Here is an 18,997-nt window from a genome sequence, read left to right as displayed (position 1 = left end):
AGGGCCAGCTAGGAGGAACGCGCGATGGGCGAGATCTTGATCCGGAGCGCCGAGGTGGTCGTCACGATGGACGGCGCCCGGCGCGAGTTGAAGGGCTCGGATCTGCTGCTGCGCGACGGCCAGATTGCAGCTGTCGGGCCGGGGCTGGAAAGCATGGGCGAGGTGGTCGAGGCCAAGGGCTGCGTCGTCACGCCGGGGCTCGTGAACACCCATCATCACCTCTATCAGACGCTGACCCGTGCGGTGCCGGGCGGGCAGGATGCGCTGCTCTTTGGCTGGCTGCAGACGCTCTACCCGATCTGGGCGAAGATGGGTCCCGAGGAGATCCGCGTCTCGGCGCAGGTCGGACTGGCGGAACTGGCGCTGACCGGCTGCACCACCAGTTCCGATCACCTCTACATGTATCCGAATGGCGCGCGGCTGGAGGATACGATCCACGCCGCCGCCGAACTGGGCCTGCGCTTCCATCCCACGCGCGGCGCGATGAGCATCGGCGAGAGCGACGGCGGCCTGCCACCCGATAGCCTGGTCGAGCGCGAAGAAGCGATCCTGAACGACTGCATCCGGGTCGTCGACGCGTTCCACGATCCCAACGAAGGTTCGATGTGCCGGGTGGGGATCGCGCCCTGTTCGCCGTTTTCCGTCTCGCGCGAGCTGATGCGCGACGCGGCGCTGCTCGCGCGCGACAAGGGCGTTATGCTGCACACCCATCTTGCCGAGAATGATGAGGATATTTCCTACAGCTTGGAGCAGTTTGGCTGCCGGCCGGGGCAATATGCCGAAGATCTCGGTTGGACCGGCGAGGATGTCTGGCACGCGCATTGCGTGAAGCTGGATGCGGGCGAGATCGATCTGTTCGCGCGCACGCAGACCGGCATTGCGCATTGTCCGTGCTCGAATTGCCGTCTGGGCTCGGGCATCGCGCCGGTGCGCCAGATGCGCGATGCAGGGGTTAAGGTGGCGCTTGGCGTCGATGGCTCGGCCTCGAACGATGCAGGGAGCCTCATCGGCGAGGCGCGCATGGCGATGCTGCTGCAGCGGGTGCAAAACGGCGCCGACGCGATGGCCGCGCGCGAGGCGCTGGAGATCGCGACGCTAGGTGGCGCGCAGGTTCTGGGCCGTCCCGATTGCGGGGTACTCGCGCCGGGCAAGCGGGCAGATGTGGCAATCTGGGATGTCTCGGGGCTGGAGGCGGCCGGCGCGTGGGATCCGGTCGCGGCGCTGGTACTCTGCGGGCCGCCCAAGGTGAAACACCTCTTCGTCGAGGGCCGTCAGGTGGTGCGCGACGGGCAGGTTGTGACGATCGACCTGCCGCGCGTGATCGAGACGCAGAACCGCCTCGCATCAGCGCTTATGGGCTGAATTTCTCGCGCCGCACGGCCCCGGCGGCGCTGGCGATCCGCAGCAGGCGGCGACGGTCGCCTGCAAGGGCAGACTCCATCAACCCCGAGAGGCCTCCGCGCGCCTTCAGATGCGGTGCGAGGTCGGAATGGCCGAGATCGGGGAAGATCAGGTGATCGACATTTGATGGGTGCGGGAAGGGCATCGCCTGCGCCAGATCGTCCTGCGCGCCGTGACACAGGATCGCCCAGCAGGTCGCGGGCGGAAGCGGAGTCGTCTCGCGCGCGAAGGTCGCGATCTGTCTCGTCCACTCGCTCCATCGAGCCTCCCCCGGCACGACGCCCGGTTTTACCGAGAATTGCGGAGACAATGCCAGCACCACGTCAACCGGGATCACCTCCGCTGCGACCAGCGCCGAGACCGCGCCCATCGACAGCCCAATGGCAGCGATCCGGGTCACGGGGCGGCGGCGCCGCACCTCTGCCAAGGCTGCACGCAGGGCTGGGGCGAAGCCAGGATCGTTCGTCCAGCTTCGGCTGTCGTCGCTGATGAACAGCGCCCGGCGTGGGAAGCCCAGCGTGCCGCGCCCCGTGGCGGTGGCGACGAATTCCGGTGCGGGCGGGCGGCTGGGATCGTGTCCGATCGAGGCGAAGGAGATGACCAGATCGTCGCCGCCACCGTCAAGTAAATCGACCGTGAAAGGCGCGCGGGCGTAGATCCTCTCGAAGGCAGGATCGGTCAATGCAGCCGCTTGCCCGCGACCCAAGTTCCCGCGATGGCGCGGTCGTCGCCCATCATGATCGTCGGGAAGATCGCCTCCCAGACGTCGTTCGCACGGTCGGCACGCTGCGAGATGGCAGGCGTCGAGGCGAGGTCGACCGCGATGAAATCCGCCTCCATTCCCGGCGCCAGCGCGCCGATCTTGTCGCTCATCCGCATCGACTTGGCCGAGCCTTGCGTCGCCAGCCACCAAAGCTGCGCGGGGTGCAGCGGCTGATGCGTCAGCTGGCCGATCTCGTAAGCTGCGGCCATGGTGCGCAGCATCGAGAAGCTCGACCCGCCGCCGGTATCGGTGGCCAGCCCGATCCGCTGCCTCTCGGCAAGACGTGTCGGCCAGTCGAACAGCCCCGAGCCGATGAAGGTGTTAGAGGTCGGGCAATGGATCAGCGCCGCGCCGACCTCCTTGATCCGGTCGGCTTCGCGCGGCTCCAGATGGATCGCGTGGCCATAAAGCGCGTTCTCGCCCAGTAGATCATAGGTCTCGTAGGTGTCGAGGTAATCGCGCGCGGTGGGATATAGCTCGCGGACCCATGCGATCTCGTCCACCTGCTCGCTCAGATGGGTTTGCATCAGGCAATCGGGATGTTCCGCCCAGAGCGCCCCCAGCGCGGCCAGCTGATCGGCCGACGAGGTGGGCGAGAAGCGCGGCGTGATGACATAGCTCAGCCGGTCCACGCCATGCCATTTCTGCAAGAGGACTCGGCTGTCGTCATAGGCCGATTGCGGCGTGTCGCGCAAAGCTTCCGGCGCGTTGCGGTCCATGCAGGTCTTGCCCGCCGCCGCCCGCATCCCGCGCGCCTTCGCGGCTGCGAAGAAGGCTTCGACGCTGGCGGGATGGATCGTGCAATAGCTGCACATCGAGGTGGTGCCGTTCATCAGCGCCAGATCGAGATAGCGTGTCGCGATCTCTTCGGCATGGGCGGGATCGGCGAAGGAAATCTCCTCGGGGAAGGTGTAGGTGTTGAGCCAGTCGATCAGGCGCTTGCCCCAGCTCGCGACGATCGCGGTCTGCGGATAATGCACATGGGCGTCGACGAAGCCGGGCGACAGCAGATGATCGCCGTGATCGGTGATCTCGGCCTGCGGATGATCCTCGCGCAGGTCGTCCGCCTCGCCTACGGCGGCGATAAGGCCGCCCTCGACCAGCACGCCACCGCGCCGGCGATGTGCAACCACTTCGGGCCCTTCGACGAGCGCGTCGCCGCGATATTCCAGAACCTGCCCAAGATGCAGTTCAGCCATCATTCTCTCCTGTCCGACGCGTCATGCTAGGGCGGGGCGGGGCGAAGGTAAATCTCTGCCGTGGCGGCGCTTCTTTTTCGGCTCCGCCCCCTGTCCATCTGCGAGAAAACAGCTATGTTTCACGCGCGATCCGAACGGGGGCGATATGGCCGAAGCACTTGCCGAAGAGACAGAGCGCGAGGAAGAGGATTATCGGCTGAGCGGGGAGCTGGTCGAGGAAATTCTCGATGCCGTCGAGCAGGAAGATGCGGAGCGGTTGAGCGAGCTTCTCGAGCCGCTGCACGCCGCCGACATCGCCGACCTTATCGAACAGGTCTCCGGCCACGAGCGGCGCGAAATCCTGCGGCTCTGGGGCCGCCAGATCGACGGCGAGATCCTGACGGAGATCGACGAAGGCATTCGCGAGGAGGTTCTCGCAAGCCTGCCGCCGGAAGTCCTGGCCGACGCGGTGCGCGAGCTCGACTCCGATGACGTCGTCGACCTGATCGAGGACCTTGAAGAGCCGCAGCAGGAAGCGATCCTCGGCGCTCTCGACGAGACCGACCGGGCCGCGGTCGAGAAATCGCTGGGCTATCCCGAATATTCCGCCGGTCGTTTGATGCAGCGCGAGGTCGTGACCGCGCCCGAGCATTGGACGGTGGGCGAGACGATCGACTTCCTGCGGAAAGCGAAATGGCTGCCCGACCAGTTCTATCACGTGACCCTTGTCGATCCGGGGCACCACCCGATCGGAAATGTCACCTTGGGACGAATCCTGTCGGCCCCGCGTGCCTCGAAGCTGACCGATATCTGCGAGGAGGAATTCCGCAAGATCTCGGCCTATCAGGACGAGGGCGACGTGGCCTACGCGTTCAACCAGTATCACCTGATCTCGGCCCCGGTCGTGGACGAGGATGACAGGCTGGTCGGCGTGATTACCATCGACGACGCGATGTCGGTTCTCGACGAGGAACACGAGGAAGACATCCTCCGCCTCGCCGGTGTGGGCGACGAATCCGCGATCTCGGATACGGTGCTGGAAACCGTGCGTCAGCGCCTGCCGTGGCTCTTCATTAACCTGCTGACGGCTATTCTCGCCTCGGCGGTGATCTCGATCTTCGAGGGCACGATCCAGCAACTTGTGGCGCTGGCCGTCTTGATGCCGATCGTGGCTTCGATGGGTGGCAATGCGGGCACGCAGACCCTGACGGTCGCGGTGCGCGCGCTGGCGACCCGCGACCTGACCGACAGCAACGTCTGGCGCGTCGTGCGACGCGAAACCATCGTGGGGCTGCTGAACGGTCTCGCCTTCGCGGTGGTGATGGGAGCAGTTGCCGCCTTCTGGTTCTCGGGCGCGCAGCTTGGCATTGTGATCGGCTTGGCGATGGTCATCAATCTCGTTGTCGCCGCGCTGTCGGGCATCCTGATCCCGCTGGCGCTGGAGAAGCTTGGCGCAGACCCGGCGCTGGCCTCGGGCACGTTCGTCACGACAATGACCGATGTGGTGGGCTTCTTCGCCTTCCTCGGCCTCGCCTCCGTCGTGTTGCTATGAGCAAGGATCTCGCGCGCAAGGACGCTTTCGCGGCGCGCAAAGCCGCCCATGCCGCCGATGAAGGGGCCGCGACCCGCGCGCTGACGGCGGCGCTGGAGCCTTTCGCGGGCAAGGTGCTGGCGGGCTATTGGCCGATCCGGACCGAGCCCGATCCGCGCCCTGCGATGATCGCCCATGGCGGGCCGCTCTGTCTGCCGGTTGTGGTGGAGCAGGCGCAGCCCCTGGTCTTTCACCGCTGGACACCCGAGACCGAGATGATCGCGGGCGCTTTCGGGGCGCATGTTCCGGCGGAGGGCGAGGAGATCACGCCCGAGGTGCTGATCGTCCCGCTGCTGGCTTTCGACGCGCAGGGCTTTCGGCTGGGCTATGGTGGCGGCTTTTACGACCGCACGCTGGAGGGGCTGCGCGCCCGCGGCCCCGTCACTGCGATCGGTTTCGCCTTTGCCGCTCAGGAAGTTCCGCAGGTGCCCACCGAGCCGACGGATCAGCCTCTCGACATGATCGTGACCGAGGCAGGCGTCCTACATTTCTGATTAGCCCATCCGCTCGGAGGCGTAGGCGCCGGGCGAGGCGGGGAAGACGACCGTCTTGTTGTCGTTCAGGAACACCCGGTGCTGGACATGGGCATGGATCGCGCGCGACAGCACCTGCGCCTCGACGTCGCGGCCCAGCGAGACGTAATCCGACGGGCTCTGCGCATGGGTGATGCGCACGGTGTCCTGCTCGATGATCGGGCCTTCGTCGAGATCGGCGGTCACGTAATGCGACGTCGCACCGATCAGCTTCACGCCACGCTCATAGGCCTGCTTGTAGGGGTTCGCGCCCTTGAAGCTCGGCAGGAAGGAGTGGTGGATGTTGATGATCCGGCCGGACATTTTCTGGCACAGCGCATCCGACAGGATCTGCATGTAGCGCGCCAGAACGATCAGTTCCGCACCCGACTCATCGACCACGTCGAGCAGGCGCTTCTCTGCCTCGGGCTTGTTCTCCTTCGTCACCTTGATGTGGTGGAAAGGCAGGTCATGGTTCACGACGACCTTCTGGTAGGTCATGTGGTTGGACACCACGCCCACGATCTCGATCGGCAGCGCGCCGATGCGCCAGCGATAGAGAAGATCGTTCAGGCAATGGCCGAAATTCGACACCATCACCAGAACCTTCATCTTCTCGCGCGAGTCGCGCACGGCCCAGTCCATCTCGAACTCCTTGGCGACCGGCTCGAATGCAGCGCGGATCGCGTCGGCATCCTTGCCTTGCTCCGAGACGAAGCTCACGCGCATGAAGAACTGACCGGTCTTCTGGTCGTCATATTGATGCGAGTCGGTGATGTTGCAGCCCTGATCGGCCAACACATTCGCGATCCCCGCGACGATCCCCCGCGTGGAGGGGCAGGCAACGGTGAGAACGTAGGCGTCGGCAGTCTGGGTCATGTCGCATCCCTTTTGATCTTTCGCCCGGTTTCCTAGCGCGCCGGGGGTGGGGACACAATCACCCCGTGTCCGGGGAGGAGCGCGGGAGAAAGCGACGGCGTTGCGGTGAAAAGCGGCATCGCGTCGGGGGCGAGGCGCGCGGAGTCAGGCTGCAGCGTTTTCGCGCTGTGTGCCGCGCAGGGATTCGATCTCAAGGAAAACGCTGGAGACCTCGGGATGGGCCTCGTGGATTTTCTTCTGAACCTCCTCGACCGCGTGGAAGATCGCCTCGGGTGACAGGCCTTTTTGCATTTTCAGTTCGATATTCACCAACACCTGCTCGGGGGCGAAATGCATTGTCAGAAGCCGTTTGACCTCCGCGACTTCGTCGAAACCGGTCGCGATCTCTCGGATCGATTTGCGCACGTCGCGGTCGGCGGCTTCGCCCATGATCAGCGCGCGAGTCTCGTAAACCAGAATGATGGCGACCACGATCAGGATGAGCCCGATCACGATCGAGGCTGCGCCGTCGAAGAACGGGTTCTCGAAGGTCACCGAGAGATAGACGCCAAGCGCTGCAGCGAGGATACCCAGAAGCGCCGCACTGTCTTCGGCGACGACGACGAAGATCGACGGATCCTTGGAGCGGCGGAACGCCTTGAAATAGCCTTCCCCCGGTTTGCGTTGCTTCAGGAGCTGGCGGATCGCGATCACCCAGGAGGTGCCCTCGGCAAAGAACGCCACGAGCAGGACGCCGTAGTTCCAGATCGGCTTCTCGATCGGCTCTGGATGCTGGATATGGACCATGCCCTCGTAGACAGACAGCCCGCCGCCGATCGCGAAGAGCAGCATCGCGACAACGAGCGACCAGAAATACAACTCTTTGCCATAGCCGAACGGATGTTTCTCGTCCGGCTCCTTGCGGCTGCGCTTGTGGCCCAGAAGCAGCAACCCCTCATTGCCGGTATCGACCACCGAGTGGAACGCCTCCGCCAGCATCGACGAACTGCCCGTGAACGCCGCGGCCACGAATTTCGCGATGGCGATCAGAAGGTTCGCTGCGAGCGCGCCATAGACGGCAATCGGCTTTTCTTCGGAGGCTTGGGCTTCGGCCATGAACGGAATCCTGGATCGGGGCGCGAGACGGGGAGGAACGACCTCGCGCCGGTGTCGTCGTGCTGGATCAACACGGTGCGGGCAGGCCGGTTCCCGAACCGCCCGCGTGCGAGGTCAGATGCCGCAGCCGATCGCCTTCGCGAAACGCGCGGGTGAGGTGTCGTCAGCGATGCGTCTCCATGCCACGGTTTGCTTGGGCGTGACCGAGAGAGACAGCAGATCCGACCAGTCGAAACTGGCGACGATCATCTCCGGCCCGGCGCCGCAATCGCGCAGGCCGCCCATGATCGTGTCCGAGCCGAAGTGGTGATTGGTGAATCTCCCGCCCGCGAAGCTCGGGTGCAGCGCGCCGTCGCGATATTCGAAAATCCGCAAGACGCCCAGCCGATGCGGCGCGTCGATCAGCGCGATGTCGAGATGTCCGTTGCCATCGAAATCCGCGACGCCGATGGGCGCGAGCCAATGGTTCGGCTCTCCCACGAAATCGGTCGCGGCGAGGAACTTCGGTTTGCCGGATTTTACCGTGAGCGCGAGGAGCCGCGAACCCAGCCGGAGATGCGATTGCACCACGATCACCTCGTCGATCCCGTCGCCGTCGAGATCGCTCAGGCGCGGTGCCGTGTCCTCATAGACGAGATCGGGATCGAGGCGCAGGTCGTAGGTCAGCGTGCTGTGGCCTGAGAACAGCCCCTTGGCGTCGCCTGCCTTGCGGGTCACGTCGATCTGGAGATTCGCGAATTCATGCTCGGGGCCGAGTGCGCGGTGACCGTAGCGATCCGTGGGCTCGGTGAACCGCGCGGCGACCGACATTTCGGCCCGCGCGGGCAGGGCGGCAGCGGTGACCAGCGCAAAGGCGAGGGTCACCGCGCTGCGCATCAGATCTGCTTTTCGGGAAGGTTGACGATCAAGCCGTCGAGTTCGTCTGTGACCTTGATCTGGCAGGTCAGGCGCGAGGTGACGGGATCGGGTTCGTACGCGAAATCAAGCATGTCTTCTTCCATCGGATCGCGCGGAGGCAGTTTCTCGATCCAGTCCTTGTCGACATAGACGTGGCAGGTGGAACAGGCGCAGGCGCCACCGCAATCGGCGTCGATGCCGGGCACGCCATTGTCGCGCGCGCCTTCCATCACGGTCATGCCGGGCTTCACGTCGATCTCGTGACGGGTGCCGTTGAATTCGACATAGGTGATTTTCGCCATAGCTCGGGGCCTCTTGTTCGTGATCAAAACGCGAATGCCGGCGGGGCCGGTCGCAAGTGATCTAAGCTGCTTTCGGCGATTTGGCCAGAGGTGGGCGGTCACGGGCAAGGGATTGCCGCGGCGTGGATATTGGCTACTCTGCGCGCCGAGGCAGGCGGAGACGAGAATGCGGCAGATCGCTGAAAACTTCGGCACGGCGCGTGCGATGCTGGTCGCGCTGGGTGTTGCGATGGGGCTGGCGGGCTGTCAGCCCGGCACGCAGGGGGCGTACGCTACTCCGAAGGACCCGCCCGCCAAGACGCTCGCCCATGTGCTGCAAAGCCGTCCGTCCGCTGATGATGCGCGGGGCTGCTTCACCGAACTCAAAGGCCCTGCCAAGGTCGAGACGGTGACTGGACAGGTAGAGGTGATCCCCGAACAGCGCGATCCGAAGACCGGCAAGGTCACGCAGCCCGCGATCTACCGCGAATTGAGCGGCCAGAAGCTCGTCGATAGCGGCAAGCCGCGCTATTTCGAATCCGTCTGCTCGGAGGATCTGACGCCCGCTTTCGTTGCGATGACCCAGCGTGCGTTGGCGCTGCGCGGGCTCTATTCCGGCCCCGCCGACGGCAAGCTGGACCCGGCGACGGGCCGCGCGATCGCGGCCTATCAGGCGCCGCGCGGCCTCGACAGCCCGACGCTCTCGGTGCGCGCAGCACAGGAACTCGGTCTCTATATCTGGTCGGACTGAGCCCTCTCACGCCGCCATCGCGGCGCCGCACAGCCCTCTGCGCAGGCGGCGGGGTTGTGCCGGTCGGCGGAACCGTCTCTAACCGGGGATCAAGGGATCAGGGGGCACCATGCGAAAGTTATTCGGCAGTAACCTGCGCTTCATGCGCGACAACGCCCGCTGGCTCGGCGCGGGTTTCCTGCTGACGCTGTTCTCGTCCTTCGGGCAGACTTTCTTCATCGGCCTGTCGGGCAATGACATCCGGGCGACATTCGGCCTGTCGGGCGGCACCTTCGGCGCGCTCTACATGGTGGCGACGCTGGCCTCGGCCTCGACGTTGCCCTTCCTCGGGCGCACGCTCGATCTGATGCCCGGCTGGAAGGTGGTGCGCTTCACCATCCCGCTGCTGGCGCTGGCCTGTGTCGGGATCACGCTCGCGCCGAACCTGATCTTCCTGACGCTCGCGATCTACATGCTGCGGCTCTTCGGGCAGGGCATGATGACCGAGATCGCTTTCACCGAGATCGGTCGCTGGTTCGTCGCGAGCCGTGGCAAGGCGATGTCGCTGGTCGTTCCGGGCCAACCCTTCGGCTCCGCGGTGCTGCCGGTTCTCGTGGTGTTGGTCGCGCAGGCGAGCGGCAACTGGCACCTCGCATGGTGGCTCTCGGCGGCGTTGCTGGTGGTGATCGCATGGCCGCTCCTGATGCACCTGATGCAGGTCGAGCGGGTGCCCAACGCCACCGAGGTGCAATCGAGCGCATCGGGCACAGCGCGCGACTGGACCCGCGCGGAGGTGATCCGCGATCCGGTCCTCTACATGCTGCTGGCAGGGCTGCTCGCACCGCCCTTCATCGGTACGGTGATTTTCTTCCATCAGGGCTACCTGACGGAGTTGCGCGGCTACTCCCCGCTCGCCTTCGCCGCGGCCTTTCCGGTGATGTCGGCGGCCACTGTGGGCTTCGGCTTTGTCTGCGGCGGGCTGATTGACCGGTTCGGCGCGCTGCGCCTGCTTCCATTTGTACTGGCGCCGCTGACGCTGGCCTCGCTGACGGTCGCGCTCGTGACGCCGGTCTGGGGCGTCTATGTCTTCATGGGCCTTCTGGGCATGTCGAACGGGTTCACAGGGACGCTGATGGGCGCGCTCTGGCCCGAGGTCTACGGCGTGAAAAACCTGGGCGGCATCCGCGCGATCATCGTGGCCTCGATGGTGCTCTCGACCGCAGTGGGGCCCGGGATCACCGGCGTGCTGATCGATATGGGGGTGGAGCTTCCGGCCCAGATGCTGGGCATGGCGCTGTGGTGCGTGATCGCCGCCGGAAGCCTGACCATTGCCGCCCGCCGGGTGCAGGCGCGCGAAGCGCAATGAAAAAGGCGCCCTGCGGGGCGCCTTCTCATTCGTCTTGAACGGTGCGGATCACTCCACGGGGAGTGCCACGAAACGCGGCTCGCCGGCGCGGCGGATCAAGAGCAGGATCGACTTGCGCCCGGCCTCTTTCGCCGCCTGCACGCGCTCTTCGAAATCGCCGACCGCGGAGACAGGTTTCTGTCCGACCTCGGTGATCAGGTCACCGACACGCAGGCCCTTCTCGAAGGCCGAGGAAGTCTCGTCGATCTGCTTGATGACGAGGCCGTTCGCTTCTTTGGTCAGGCCCATCTCGGTGCGCAGGTCATCGGTGAGCGGCGTCACGGTCAGGCCGAGCATGTCCTTCTCGACCTCCTGCGGGGCCTGAACGGCTTTCGGGGGCTGCTCGCCCTCGGCGGCCTCACGGCGGCCCAGCGTCACCAGAAGCGTCTTGGTCTCTCCATCGCGAAGCACGGTCACGCGGACTTTCTCGCCCACCGGAGCATCGGCCACGCGGCGCACCAGATCGCGGGTGTTCTTGACCTCGCCGCCATCAAACGAGGTGATCACGTCGCCCGACTGGATACCGGCTTCCTTGGCGGGGCCGTCCGGCACTTCCGAGACCATCGCGCCTTCCGGCTTGGGCAGGCCCATCGCCTCGGCCATGTCGGCGGTGACGTCCTGGATCTTCACGCCTAGCCAGCCGCGCCGCGTCTCGCCGTATTCCTTGAGCTGTTCAACAACCTTCTGGACCACGTTCGACGCCATCGAAAAGCCGATCCCGATCGAGCCGCCATTGGGCGACAGGATCGCGGTGTTCACGCCGACGACCTCACCTTCCATGTCGAAGAGCGGGCCGCCCGAGTTGCCGCGGTTGATCGCCGCATCGGTCTGCAGGTAGTCGTCATAGCTGCCCGAGAGCTCGCGGTTGCGCGCGGAGATGATCCCGGCCGAAGCGGAGAAGCCCTGGCCCAGCGGGTTGCCCATCGCCATCACCCAGTCGCCCACCCGCACGGCGTCGCTGTCGCCGAAGGCCACGAAGGGCAGGGGGGAGTCGCTCTCGACCTTCAGCAGAGCGATGTCGGTTTTCGGGTCGGTGCCTACGAGTTTCGCATCGAGCCGCTTGCCCGAAAAGAACTCGATCTCGATCTCGTCTGCATCTTCGATGACGTGGTTGTTGGTGACGATGTAGCCGTCTTCCGAGATCACGAAGCCCGAGCCGAGCGCGTTCGAGCGGCGCGGTGCGCCCCGCCCGTTCGGGCCATTTGGCCCGTTCGGGTTCGGCAGGCCGAAATCGCGGAACAGATCCTCGAAAGGCGAGCCGGGCGGAAAATTCGGCATGTTGCCGGTCGGTGCGGCCACCGTGGTCGAGGTGGTGATGTTTACCACCGAATTGGACACCTGATCGACAAGTTCTGCAAAGCTTTCGGGGGCGGCGCGGGCATAGGCCGGCGCGGCCAGCGGTGCGAAGGCGAGCGCGACGGCAAGCGTCGCGGCGCTGAATCCGGCGCGCAGAGTCGATCCGGGTCCGGTGAGGAAATTCATGTAGCTCTCCCTTGCTTCGCCGGTCCGGAGGCCGGCGCGATGCTCTCTTTGAGTTGAAATGTAGGAGCAGCGAGGGACGAAGGGAAGTTATTCGCCAAAATTCACGACAGGAAATTGCGTCGCAGGGGGGCGAGGCGGGCGCTCTCTTGCGCCTAAGATGCGGGGAACTGAGCGGTTATCCGAAGACGCGCAGCGCCCAGAGGATCGCCACGCCCGCTGCCAGAGCCGCAAGGCCAAGCGTCCGCCGCTGCCCCGCCGACATGGCGCGCAGCGCGTCCAGCGCCTGCTCGATACGTGAAGGGGCCAGCGCAAGCGCCAGCCCCTCGATCACAAGGACCAGTCCCAGACCGGTCAAAAGCATCGCCATCACTGGCCGACCTGGCTCGCAGATCCGTTGCCCCGGCTTGCACCGGTTTCGGGCCCCGGGTTCTCCCCGATCGAGCGCAGGAAGCGCCCGTAATCGAAGTAGAGGCTGTCGGGCTGCGTCACCAGCGACGAAGTCTGCGTCTTCATTGACTGCGCGTAGAATTGCAGCGCGCGGACGAATGCGAAGAACTGGCGATCCTTGCCATACGCATCCGCATAGACCTTGTTGGCCTGCGCATCGGCTTCGCCGCGCACGATCTCGGCCTGCTTCTTGGCCTCGGACGTGACCTCGACCGCAGTACGGTCGGCGGTTGCGCGGATGCGCTGTGCGGCCTCGGCGCCGCGGGCGCGCTCGTCTGCGGCCTCGCGCTCACGCTCTGCCCGCATCCGGCCATAGGTGGAGGCCAGGTTCTGCTCGGGCAGGTCGGTGCGGGTCAGACGCACGTCGATCACGTCGACGCCCAGCGAGAGCGCCTCGCGCCGTGCCAGATCGCGGATCCGGTTCATCAGCGGCGTCCGGTCGTCCGACAGCACCGCCGTCGAGGGGACCGAGCCCAGAACTTCGCGGATCGCGTTGTTCAGGATGCCATCGATGCGGCTCTTGGCGATCTGCTCGCCGCCCCCGCCCACGGCTTCGCGGAATTTCACCGCATCGACAATGCGCCAGCGCGCGAAGGCGTCGACAACGAGACGGCGGTCGTCCTCGGGTGTGACTTCGAGCGGCTGCGTGGTGAGGCTCAGGATGCGGTCGTCATATTTGACGATCGTATCCACGATCGGGATCTTGTAACCGAGACCCGGCTCCGTCTTCACCTGCTGCACCTCACCGAAGCGCAGCACGAGTGCTTTTTCACGCTCGTCCACCACGAAGACCGAGTTCAGCCCGAGGAAGATCAGAACAACGAGAACGGCAATTGCGATAGGTCCGCGCATCAGTTGCTTCCTCCATTGTTGGCGGTCGATTTGGTGGTGCTGGGCGCCGAGCTGTTCGACGTCGAGCTGGAGTTCTTGCGCAACTGGTCGAGCGGCAGGTAGGGCACGACCCCACCGGCGCCGTCCTTGGTGTCCACGACAACCTTGTCCACATTTTGCAACAGCTTGCCCATGGTCTCGTAGAACATCCGGCGCTTGGTAACTTCGGGCGCTTTCTCGTATTCCGTCAGGATCGAATTGAAGCGCGCGGCGTCACCTTCGGCTGCGTTCACGATCTGCGCGCGGTAGCCTTCGGCCTCTTCCTTGACTTGAGCGGCCTCACCACGGGCACCTGCCGTCACCTTGTTGGCATAGGCGTCGGCCTCTTTCTCGAGACGGTCCCGCTCCTGCTGCGCGGCCTGCACTTCGCGGAAGCTGTCGATCACCTCGCGCGGCGGATCGGCGCGGTTGAAGTTCACGCGGACGATGTTGATGCCCGCATCGTAGCTGTCGAGCGTCTTTTGCACCGCCGTGCGCAGATCGGCCGCGATCTCGCCACGCGCGGTCGACAGGATCGGCGCGAGGTTCGAGCGCGCGATGATGTCGCGCATCGCGGATTCGGAGACCGCGCGGATCGTGTCCTGCGGATCGCCGAGGTTGAACAGGTATTTCGCCGGATCGCTGATGTTCCAGACCACCTGGAACTCCAGATCGACGATGTTCTGGTCGCCAGTCAGCATGAGGCCGGTATCGTTCGTGCCGGCACGGCCGGAGCCGATATCAACGGTCTGTTCGCGGGTCACCGGAACCTTGGTGTAGGTGAGGAAGGGCCACGGCGCGAGATTCAGGCCGGGGCCCTTGGTCGCGTGGTAGCGCCCGAACATGAGCTCCACCGAGCGTTCTTCAGGGTTTACCTTGTAGAGCGAGGAGCCGAGCCAGATCGCCACCACGGCCACGAGGCCTATGATCACGGCGATCTTGGTCGGGAAGGGGGGCTTGCCGCCTCCGCCGCCATTGGGACGGTTGGGGCGATTGCCGCCGCCCTTGCCGCCCATCAGCACGCGGAGCTGCTCGGAGCCCTTGCGCATGAATTCCTCGATTTCGGGGATCTGGCCGCCCTCACCGGGACGTCGCTGACCGGGGCGTTTGTCTTCGCGGTCGTCATCGCGGTCGTCGCCGCCACCGCCTCCGCCGCCCCAGGGGCCTCCGTTGCTCATATGCTCCTCACCTTTCCGTTATCTTCTCGGACAGTTGGGTATCTTTTCCGTGATTTCAATAATGTCTTACCGGGTTCCGCATGGTCACGAGCTCTTCGCCCATCGTCGGGTGGACCGCGCAGGTCGCGTCGAACTGTTCCTTGGTCGCCCCCATCTTGACGGCGATGCCGACCATCTGGATCAATTCGCCCGCTTCGGGCGCGACGATATGGCAACCCAGCACGCGGCGCGTTTCGCGACACACGATCAGTTTCATCAACACACGCGCGTCGGAGCCCGCAAAGCTCGAGCGCATCGGCCGGAAACTGGAGACGTAGACCTCGGCATTGCCGCGCTCCTCGGCCTCTTCCTCAGTGATGCCGACGGTGCCGAATTCGGGCTGGGTGAAGACGGCGGAGGCGACCAGTTCGTGGTCCGAAGGCCGGGCGTTCGCGCCGAAGACGGTATCGGCGAAAGCGTGGCCCTCGCGGATCGCGACCGGGGTCAGGTTGATGCGGTCGGTCACATCGCCCACGGCGAAGATCGAGGGCACGTTGGTCTGCGACCATTGGTCGACCATGACCTCGCCGCGCTCGCCCAGTTCCACGCCTGCTGCTTCGAGGCCGAGCCCCTCGGTGTTCGGCGTGCGACCCGTCGCGTAGAGCACCGCGTCGAACTCGTCCTCGCGCCCGTCGCCGCAGGTCACTTTCAGGCAGTTCTCGGTCTTCTCGATCTCGGTGATGACGACATGGGTGTGAATTTCGATGCCGCTCGCCTGCATCTGGTCCACGATCAGATCGCGTGCCTCGCCGTCGAAGCCGCGCAGCAGCGGCGAGCGGTTGTATTGGGTGACCTGCACGCCCAATCCGTTGAGGATGCAGGCGAATTCGCAGGCGATATAACCGCCGCCGACGATCAGGATGCGCTCAGGCAAGGTGTCGAGCTTGAAGATGTCGTTCGAAGTCATCACCAGGTCGCAGCCCGGGAACTCGGGTACGAAGGGCCGTCCGCCGACCGCGACGAGAATGTGCTTGGTGGTGATCTTCGTGCCATCGGCCAGCGTGACCTCATGCGGGCCCGAAACCGTCGCGCGCTGGTCGAAGACCTTCACGCCCGCGTTTTCCTGTCCTCGGCGGTAGATCGCTTCGAGCCGGTCGAGCTCCGCATCCAGCTTGCCGCGGAACCCGGGCCAGTCGAATTGACCTGCATCGGCGCTCCAGCCATAGGCGCGCGCCTCCTCGATGGCCGCCGGCGCGGTGGAGGCGAAGACCATCAGTTTCTTCGGGACGCAGCCGCGAATGACGCAGGTGCCGCCCATCCGGTATTCCTCGGCCAGCGCGACGCGCGCACCGTGACCGGCGGAAATCCGGGCCGCTCGCACCCCGCCCGAGCCGCCGCCGATGACGAAGAGATCATAGTCGAAGCTCATGGGAGGCCTTCCTTCCTTGTGGTCCTTGCGCATTGGCTTAGCGGTCCATGCGCTCAGGAGCAAGGCGGGGGAGGGAGGGGGAGGCGCGCGGAACGGGGATGCGGCGCAGCTTTGCATCCCCGGGCGCGCGCCGCGCGGATCAATCCATGTCGCGGAAGATATTCTCGTCCTCGGCGAACTCGATGGTCTCGTTGGCGACCGTGCCCTCATTGATGTCGCGGATCTCGACCTTGCCGTCGGTGCCGCCGATGATGACCTTGTCGCAGATGTCGATGAAGAGGCCGTTCTCGACGACGCCGGGAATCTGGTTCAGCACCAGCGCCAGCTGACGCGGGTTGCCGATGCGGTTGAGATGCAGATCGACGATATAATTGCCCTCGTCGGTCACGAAGGGCTGCTGACCGTTCAGGCGAAGTGAAGTCTGGCGGCCCATTACATCCATCGAGTCCAGCAGTTCCTCGATCAGCGCGCGGGTGACCTGCCAGCCGAAGGGGACGACCTCGACGGGCAGGGGGAAGGCGCCCAGATGGTTCACTTCCTTGGAGGCGTCGGTGATGACGATCATCTGGTCCGACGCGGTGGCGACGATCTTTTCCTGCAGCAGCGCGCCGCCGCCGCCCTTCACGAGGTTCAGGTCGGGGTCGAATTCGTCTGCCCCGTCGATCGTGATGTCGAGCCATTTCGCCTCGTCGAGGGCCACGACCTTGATGCCGACCTGACGCGCGAGATCGGCGGTGCGGGTCGAGGTCGGAACCCCGATCAGTTGCAGGCCCTCATCGCGAATACGCTCGCCAAGGCAGCGCACCATCCAAGCGGCGGTCGAGCCGGTGCCGAGGCCCACGCGCATCCCGTCTTCGACGAAGTCAACGGCACGGCGGGCGGCGGCGAATTTCGCCTTGTCGATCGGGGAGAGGTCGGCAGCCATTTGGCACTCCATTCATGGGCAGTCTGAGTTGCGGATGCTTATAGGCAATCCGGGGCGTTCAGGCGAGGGCTTTGTCGATCCGTGCTAAGCGCAGGAGGAATTGTCGCATCCCGCCCGCCATCAGCCGCGCGGCATCGGATCGGGAGTCGGTGCCGTGCCTGAACCGCGAAGGCGTGGTCATTGCCGAGCGTCCTTTCGCCCGTCAGGTTGCGCGAAACTCCTCCATGTCGCGTCAACGATGTTGCTTTTGCGCGTGACGGGGTCGTTTTGGGGCTGTTGGTCGGCGGGCGAAACCGGCAGTCTGGGCCCAAATCAGGGCAGGGAGGTCGCATGTTTCTGAGCGTATTCGACATCTTCAAGATCGGCGTCGGGCCGTCCTCGTCGCATACGATGGGGCCGATGGTGGCGGGCGCGCGGTTTCTCGACGCGCTCCGGGCCTCGCCCTTCACCGCGCATGGGGTGCGGGTACGGCTGCACGGCTCGCTCGCCTTTACCGGCAAGGGCCATGCGACGGACCGCGCGGCGATCCTCGGGCTCGCGGGCGTGGTGCCCGAGAGCTACGATAACGATCTGGCCGAGAAATTGCTGGCCGCGAATGCGCGCGATCACCTGTTGAAGCCTGATGGGCTGCCGCCTTTGGCCTTCGACCCCGAGGCCGATCTGATCTTCGACTACGACACGTCGCTGCCCGGCCACGCCAACGGCATGGTGATCGAGGCGCGCGACGCGCAGGGCGACGTGTTGATGCACGAGGTCTATTACTCGATCGGCGGTGGCTTCGTGCGCACAGAAGCCGAACTGGCCGCGGTCGACGATGCGGCCCGCGACGCGCCGAGCCCGGTGCCGTTTCCCTTCAAGACCGCCGAGGAAATGCTGGCGATGGCCCATGCCTCCGGGCTGAGCATCGCGCAGATGAAGCGGCGCAACGAGGCGCGCTTCCGTGGTCCGAAGGAGATCGACGAGGGTCTCTCGAAAATCTGGGTCACGATGCGCGATTGCATGGAGCGCGGATTGACGAGCGAGGGCGAATTGCCAGGCGGGTTGCGGGTCAAGCGCCGTGCCAAGGCGATCCATGAGAGCCTGAAGGCGGATTGGGGCCAGAACCTCGCTCCGCCGCATCAGATCAACGACTGGATCTCGGCCTATGCGATGGCGGTGAACGAGGAAAATGCCGCCGGCGGGCAGGTGGTCACTGCACCTACGAACGGAGCGGCGGGTGTGTTGCCTTCGGTGATCCGCTACTGGCTCGATCATGTGCCTTCCGCATCCTCCGCGAAAATCCCCGATTTCCTGCTCACCGCGGCGGCGGTCGGCGGGCTGATCAAGACCAACGCGTCGATCTCGGGCGCCGAATGCGGCTGTCAGGCCGAAGTCGGATCGGCGGCGGCGATGGCGGCGGCGGGACTGGCCGCCGTGCTGGGAGGCACGCCTGAGCAGATCGAGAACGCGGCCGAAATCGCGCTGGAGCATCACCTCGGGATGACCTGCGATCCGGTAAAGGGGCTGGTGCAGGTGCCCTGTATCGAGCGCAACGGTCTGGGCGCGATCAAAGCAGTGTCGGCGGCTTCGCTGGCGCTGCGCGGGGACGGCACGCATTTCGTGCCGCTGGACGCGGCGATCGAAACGATGCGCCAGACGGGCCGCGACATGCACGAGCATTACAAGGAAACGAGCCTGGGTGGGCTAGCGGTGAACGTGCCGAACTGCTGAGGATGCATTATCCGTGCTGAGGGCCTCGCCCGATCGCGGGTGGGCGCTCACGCGATAGGTGGCGGGTACTTAATCGTGCCATTTCTCCCCAAGACCGAGCGCGCGCAGGTTGCGCGAAAGCGCCCTGGGGGGCGGTCGGGCGCGGCCCGGGGTGGTCGCCCGGGCGGGCCATCACTTCGAGGGAAGCCACCAAAACACGCTCCCCCTTGACTTTTAGCGCCATCACGCGCATTTAGCCCACATCG

18 protein-coding genes are annotated in these 18,997 nt (G+C 65.2%); 6 read left to right on the top strand and 12 right to left on the bottom strand.

From position 1 onward, the window contains the following. Positions 1-24 precede the first annotated feature (24 nt). Complete coding sequence (locus B6V75_RS06135; RefSeq protein ID WP_088719042.1) at positions 25-1,362, top strand: 8-oxoguanine deaminase; 1,338 nt, start codon at positions 25-27, stop codon at positions 1,360-1,362. On the opposite strand, the gene B6V75_RS06130 is transcribed toward B6V75_RS06135, so the two are convergent. Together B6V75_RS06130 and guaD are read right to left on the bottom strand one after the other, a co-directional pair. Then, positions 1,352-2,083, bottom strand: coding sequence for a hypothetical protein (locus B6V75_RS06130; RefSeq protein WP_088719041.1), 732 nt, complete (start codon positions 2,081-2,083; stop codon positions 1,352-1,354). The genes B6V75_RS06135 and B6V75_RS06130 overlap by 11 nt on opposite strands. Further along, complete coding sequence (gene guaD / locus B6V75_RS06125) at positions 2,080-3,363, bottom strand: guanine deaminase (RefSeq protein WP_088719040.1); 1,284 nt, start codon at positions 3,361-3,363, stop codon at positions 2,080-2,082. The genes B6V75_RS06130 and guaD overlap by 4 nt, the downstream gene beginning before the upstream one ends. A 145-nt stretch (positions 3,364-3,508) precedes the next feature. Between guaD and mgtE the strand changes: the two genes are divergently transcribed. Continuing rightward, positions 3,509-4,894 carry a magnesium transporter gene (mgtE, locus tag B6V75_RS06120; protein ID WP_088719039.1) on the top strand — a complete coding sequence of 462 codons (1,386 nt, stop codon included), beginning with the start codon at positions 3,509-3,511 and terminating at the stop codon, positions 4,892-4,894. Then, complete coding sequence (locus B6V75_RS06115; RefSeq protein ID WP_088719038.1) at positions 4,891-5,427, top strand: 5-formyltetrahydrofolate cyclo-ligase; 537 nt, start codon at positions 4,891-4,893, stop codon at positions 5,425-5,427. The genes mgtE and B6V75_RS06115 overlap by 4 nt, the downstream gene beginning before the upstream one ends. Here B6V75_RS06115 and purU read toward each other — a convergent pair whose 3' ends face one another. The 4 genes from purU to B6V75_RS06095 all read right to left on the bottom strand — a co-directional run bounded on the left by purU (position 5,428) and on the right by B6V75_RS06095 (position 8,618). Continuing rightward, entirely contained in the window at positions 5,428-6,324 is an 897-nt protein-coding gene (gene purU, locus B6V75_RS06110) for a formyltetrahydrofolate deformylase (RefSeq protein WP_075776113.1), read from the bottom strand. A gap of 144 nt (positions 6,325-6,468) precedes the next feature. Beyond that, positions 6,469-7,419: a cation diffusion facilitator family transporter gene (locus B6V75_RS06105; RefSeq protein WP_075776112.1), complete on the bottom strand. Its 951-nt coding sequence runs from the start codon at positions 7,417-7,419 to the stop codon at positions 6,469-6,471. A 114-nt stretch (positions 7,420-7,533) separates the two neighbouring features. Then, positions 7,534-8,295: a VCBS repeat-containing protein gene (locus B6V75_RS06100; RefSeq protein WP_088719037.1), complete on the bottom strand. Its 762-nt coding sequence runs from the start codon at positions 8,293-8,295 to the stop codon at positions 7,534-7,536. Next, on the bottom strand, positions 8,295-8,618 hold the full coding sequence (locus B6V75_RS06095; RefSeq protein WP_075776110.1) for a 2Fe-2S iron-sulfur cluster-binding protein: 324 nt from the start codon (positions 8,616-8,618) through the stop codon (positions 8,295-8,297). The genes B6V75_RS06100 and B6V75_RS06095 overlap by 1 nt, the downstream gene beginning before the upstream one ends. Positions 8,619-8,784: 166 nt before the next feature. On the opposite strand from B6V75_RS06095, the gene B6V75_RS06090 reads away from it, so the two are divergent. Both B6V75_RS06090 and B6V75_RS06085 read left to right on the top strand, forming a co-directional pair. Beyond that, a complete protein-coding gene (locus B6V75_RS06090; RefSeq protein ID WP_077701156.1) occupies positions 8,785-9,348 on the top strand; it encodes a peptidoglycan-binding domain-containing protein in 564 nt (187 codons plus the stop codon). A gap of 109 nt (positions 9,349-9,457) precedes the next feature. Then, positions 9,458-10,693 carry an MFS transporter gene (locus B6V75_RS06085; RefSeq protein ID WP_088719036.1) on the top strand — a complete coding sequence of 412 codons (1,236 nt, stop codon included), beginning with the start codon at positions 9,458-9,460 and terminating at the stop codon, positions 10,691-10,693. Between the two features lie 48 nt (positions 10,694-10,741). Here B6V75_RS06085 and B6V75_RS06080 read toward each other — a convergent pair whose 3' ends face one another. The 6 genes from B6V75_RS06080 to rpiA all read right to left on the bottom strand — a co-directional run bounded on the left by B6V75_RS06080 (position 10,742) and on the right by rpiA (position 17,042). Continuing rightward, positions 10,742-12,214 (bottom strand): DegQ family serine endoprotease, encoded by a 1,473-nt coding sequence (locus tag B6V75_RS06080; RefSeq protein WP_077701157.1) that lies wholly within the window; start codon positions 12,212-12,214, stop codon positions 10,742-10,744. A gap of 175 nt (positions 12,215-12,389) precedes the next feature. Further along, positions 12,390-12,581, bottom strand: coding sequence for a DUF2065 family protein (locus B6V75_RS06075; protein WP_088719035.1), 192 nt, complete (start codon positions 12,579-12,581; stop codon positions 12,390-12,392). Next, complete coding sequence (locus B6V75_RS06070) at positions 12,581-13,516, bottom strand: protease modulator HflC (RefSeq protein WP_077701158.1); 936 nt, start codon at positions 13,514-13,516, stop codon at positions 12,581-12,583. The genes B6V75_RS06075 and B6V75_RS06070 overlap by 1 nt, the downstream gene beginning before the upstream one ends. Beyond that, positions 13,513-14,709: an FtsH protease activity modulator HflK gene (hflK, locus tag B6V75_RS06065; RefSeq protein ID WP_075776107.1), complete on the bottom strand. Its 1,197-nt coding sequence runs from the start codon at positions 14,707-14,709 to the stop codon at positions 13,513-13,515. The genes B6V75_RS06070 and hflK overlap by 4 nt, the downstream gene beginning before the upstream one ends. A 55-nt stretch (positions 14,710-14,764) precedes the next feature. Next, positions 14,765-16,117, bottom strand: coding sequence for a glutathione-disulfide reductase (gene gor / locus B6V75_RS06060; protein WP_088719033.1), 1,353 nt, complete (start codon positions 16,115-16,117; stop codon positions 14,765-14,767). A 139-nt stretch (positions 16,118-16,256) separates the two neighbouring features. Next, positions 16,257-17,042 (bottom strand): ribose-5-phosphate isomerase RpiA, encoded by a 786-nt coding sequence (rpiA, locus tag B6V75_RS06055; protein WP_075776105.1) that lies wholly within the window; start codon positions 17,040-17,042, stop codon positions 16,257-16,259. 330 nt (positions 17,043-17,372) lie between these two features. Between rpiA and B6V75_RS06050 the strand changes: the two genes are divergently transcribed. Continuing rightward, positions 17,373-18,752: an L-serine ammonia-lyase gene (locus tag B6V75_RS06050; protein WP_088719032.1), complete on the top strand. Its 1,380-nt coding sequence runs from the start codon at positions 17,373-17,375 to the stop codon at positions 18,750-18,752. The last annotated feature ends 245 nt before the right edge of the window (positions 18,753-18,997 follow it).

Origin of the sequence: Thioclava sp. F1Mire-8 (genome assembly GCF_002213165.1) — a bacterium.
Lineage (GTDB): Bacteria > Pseudomonadota > Alphaproteobacteria > Rhodobacterales > Rhodobacteraceae > Thioclava > Thioclava nitratireducens.
The sequence above is the reverse complement of the archived record's forward strand: the minus strand, read 5'-3'. Positions and strand labels throughout refer to the sequence as shown.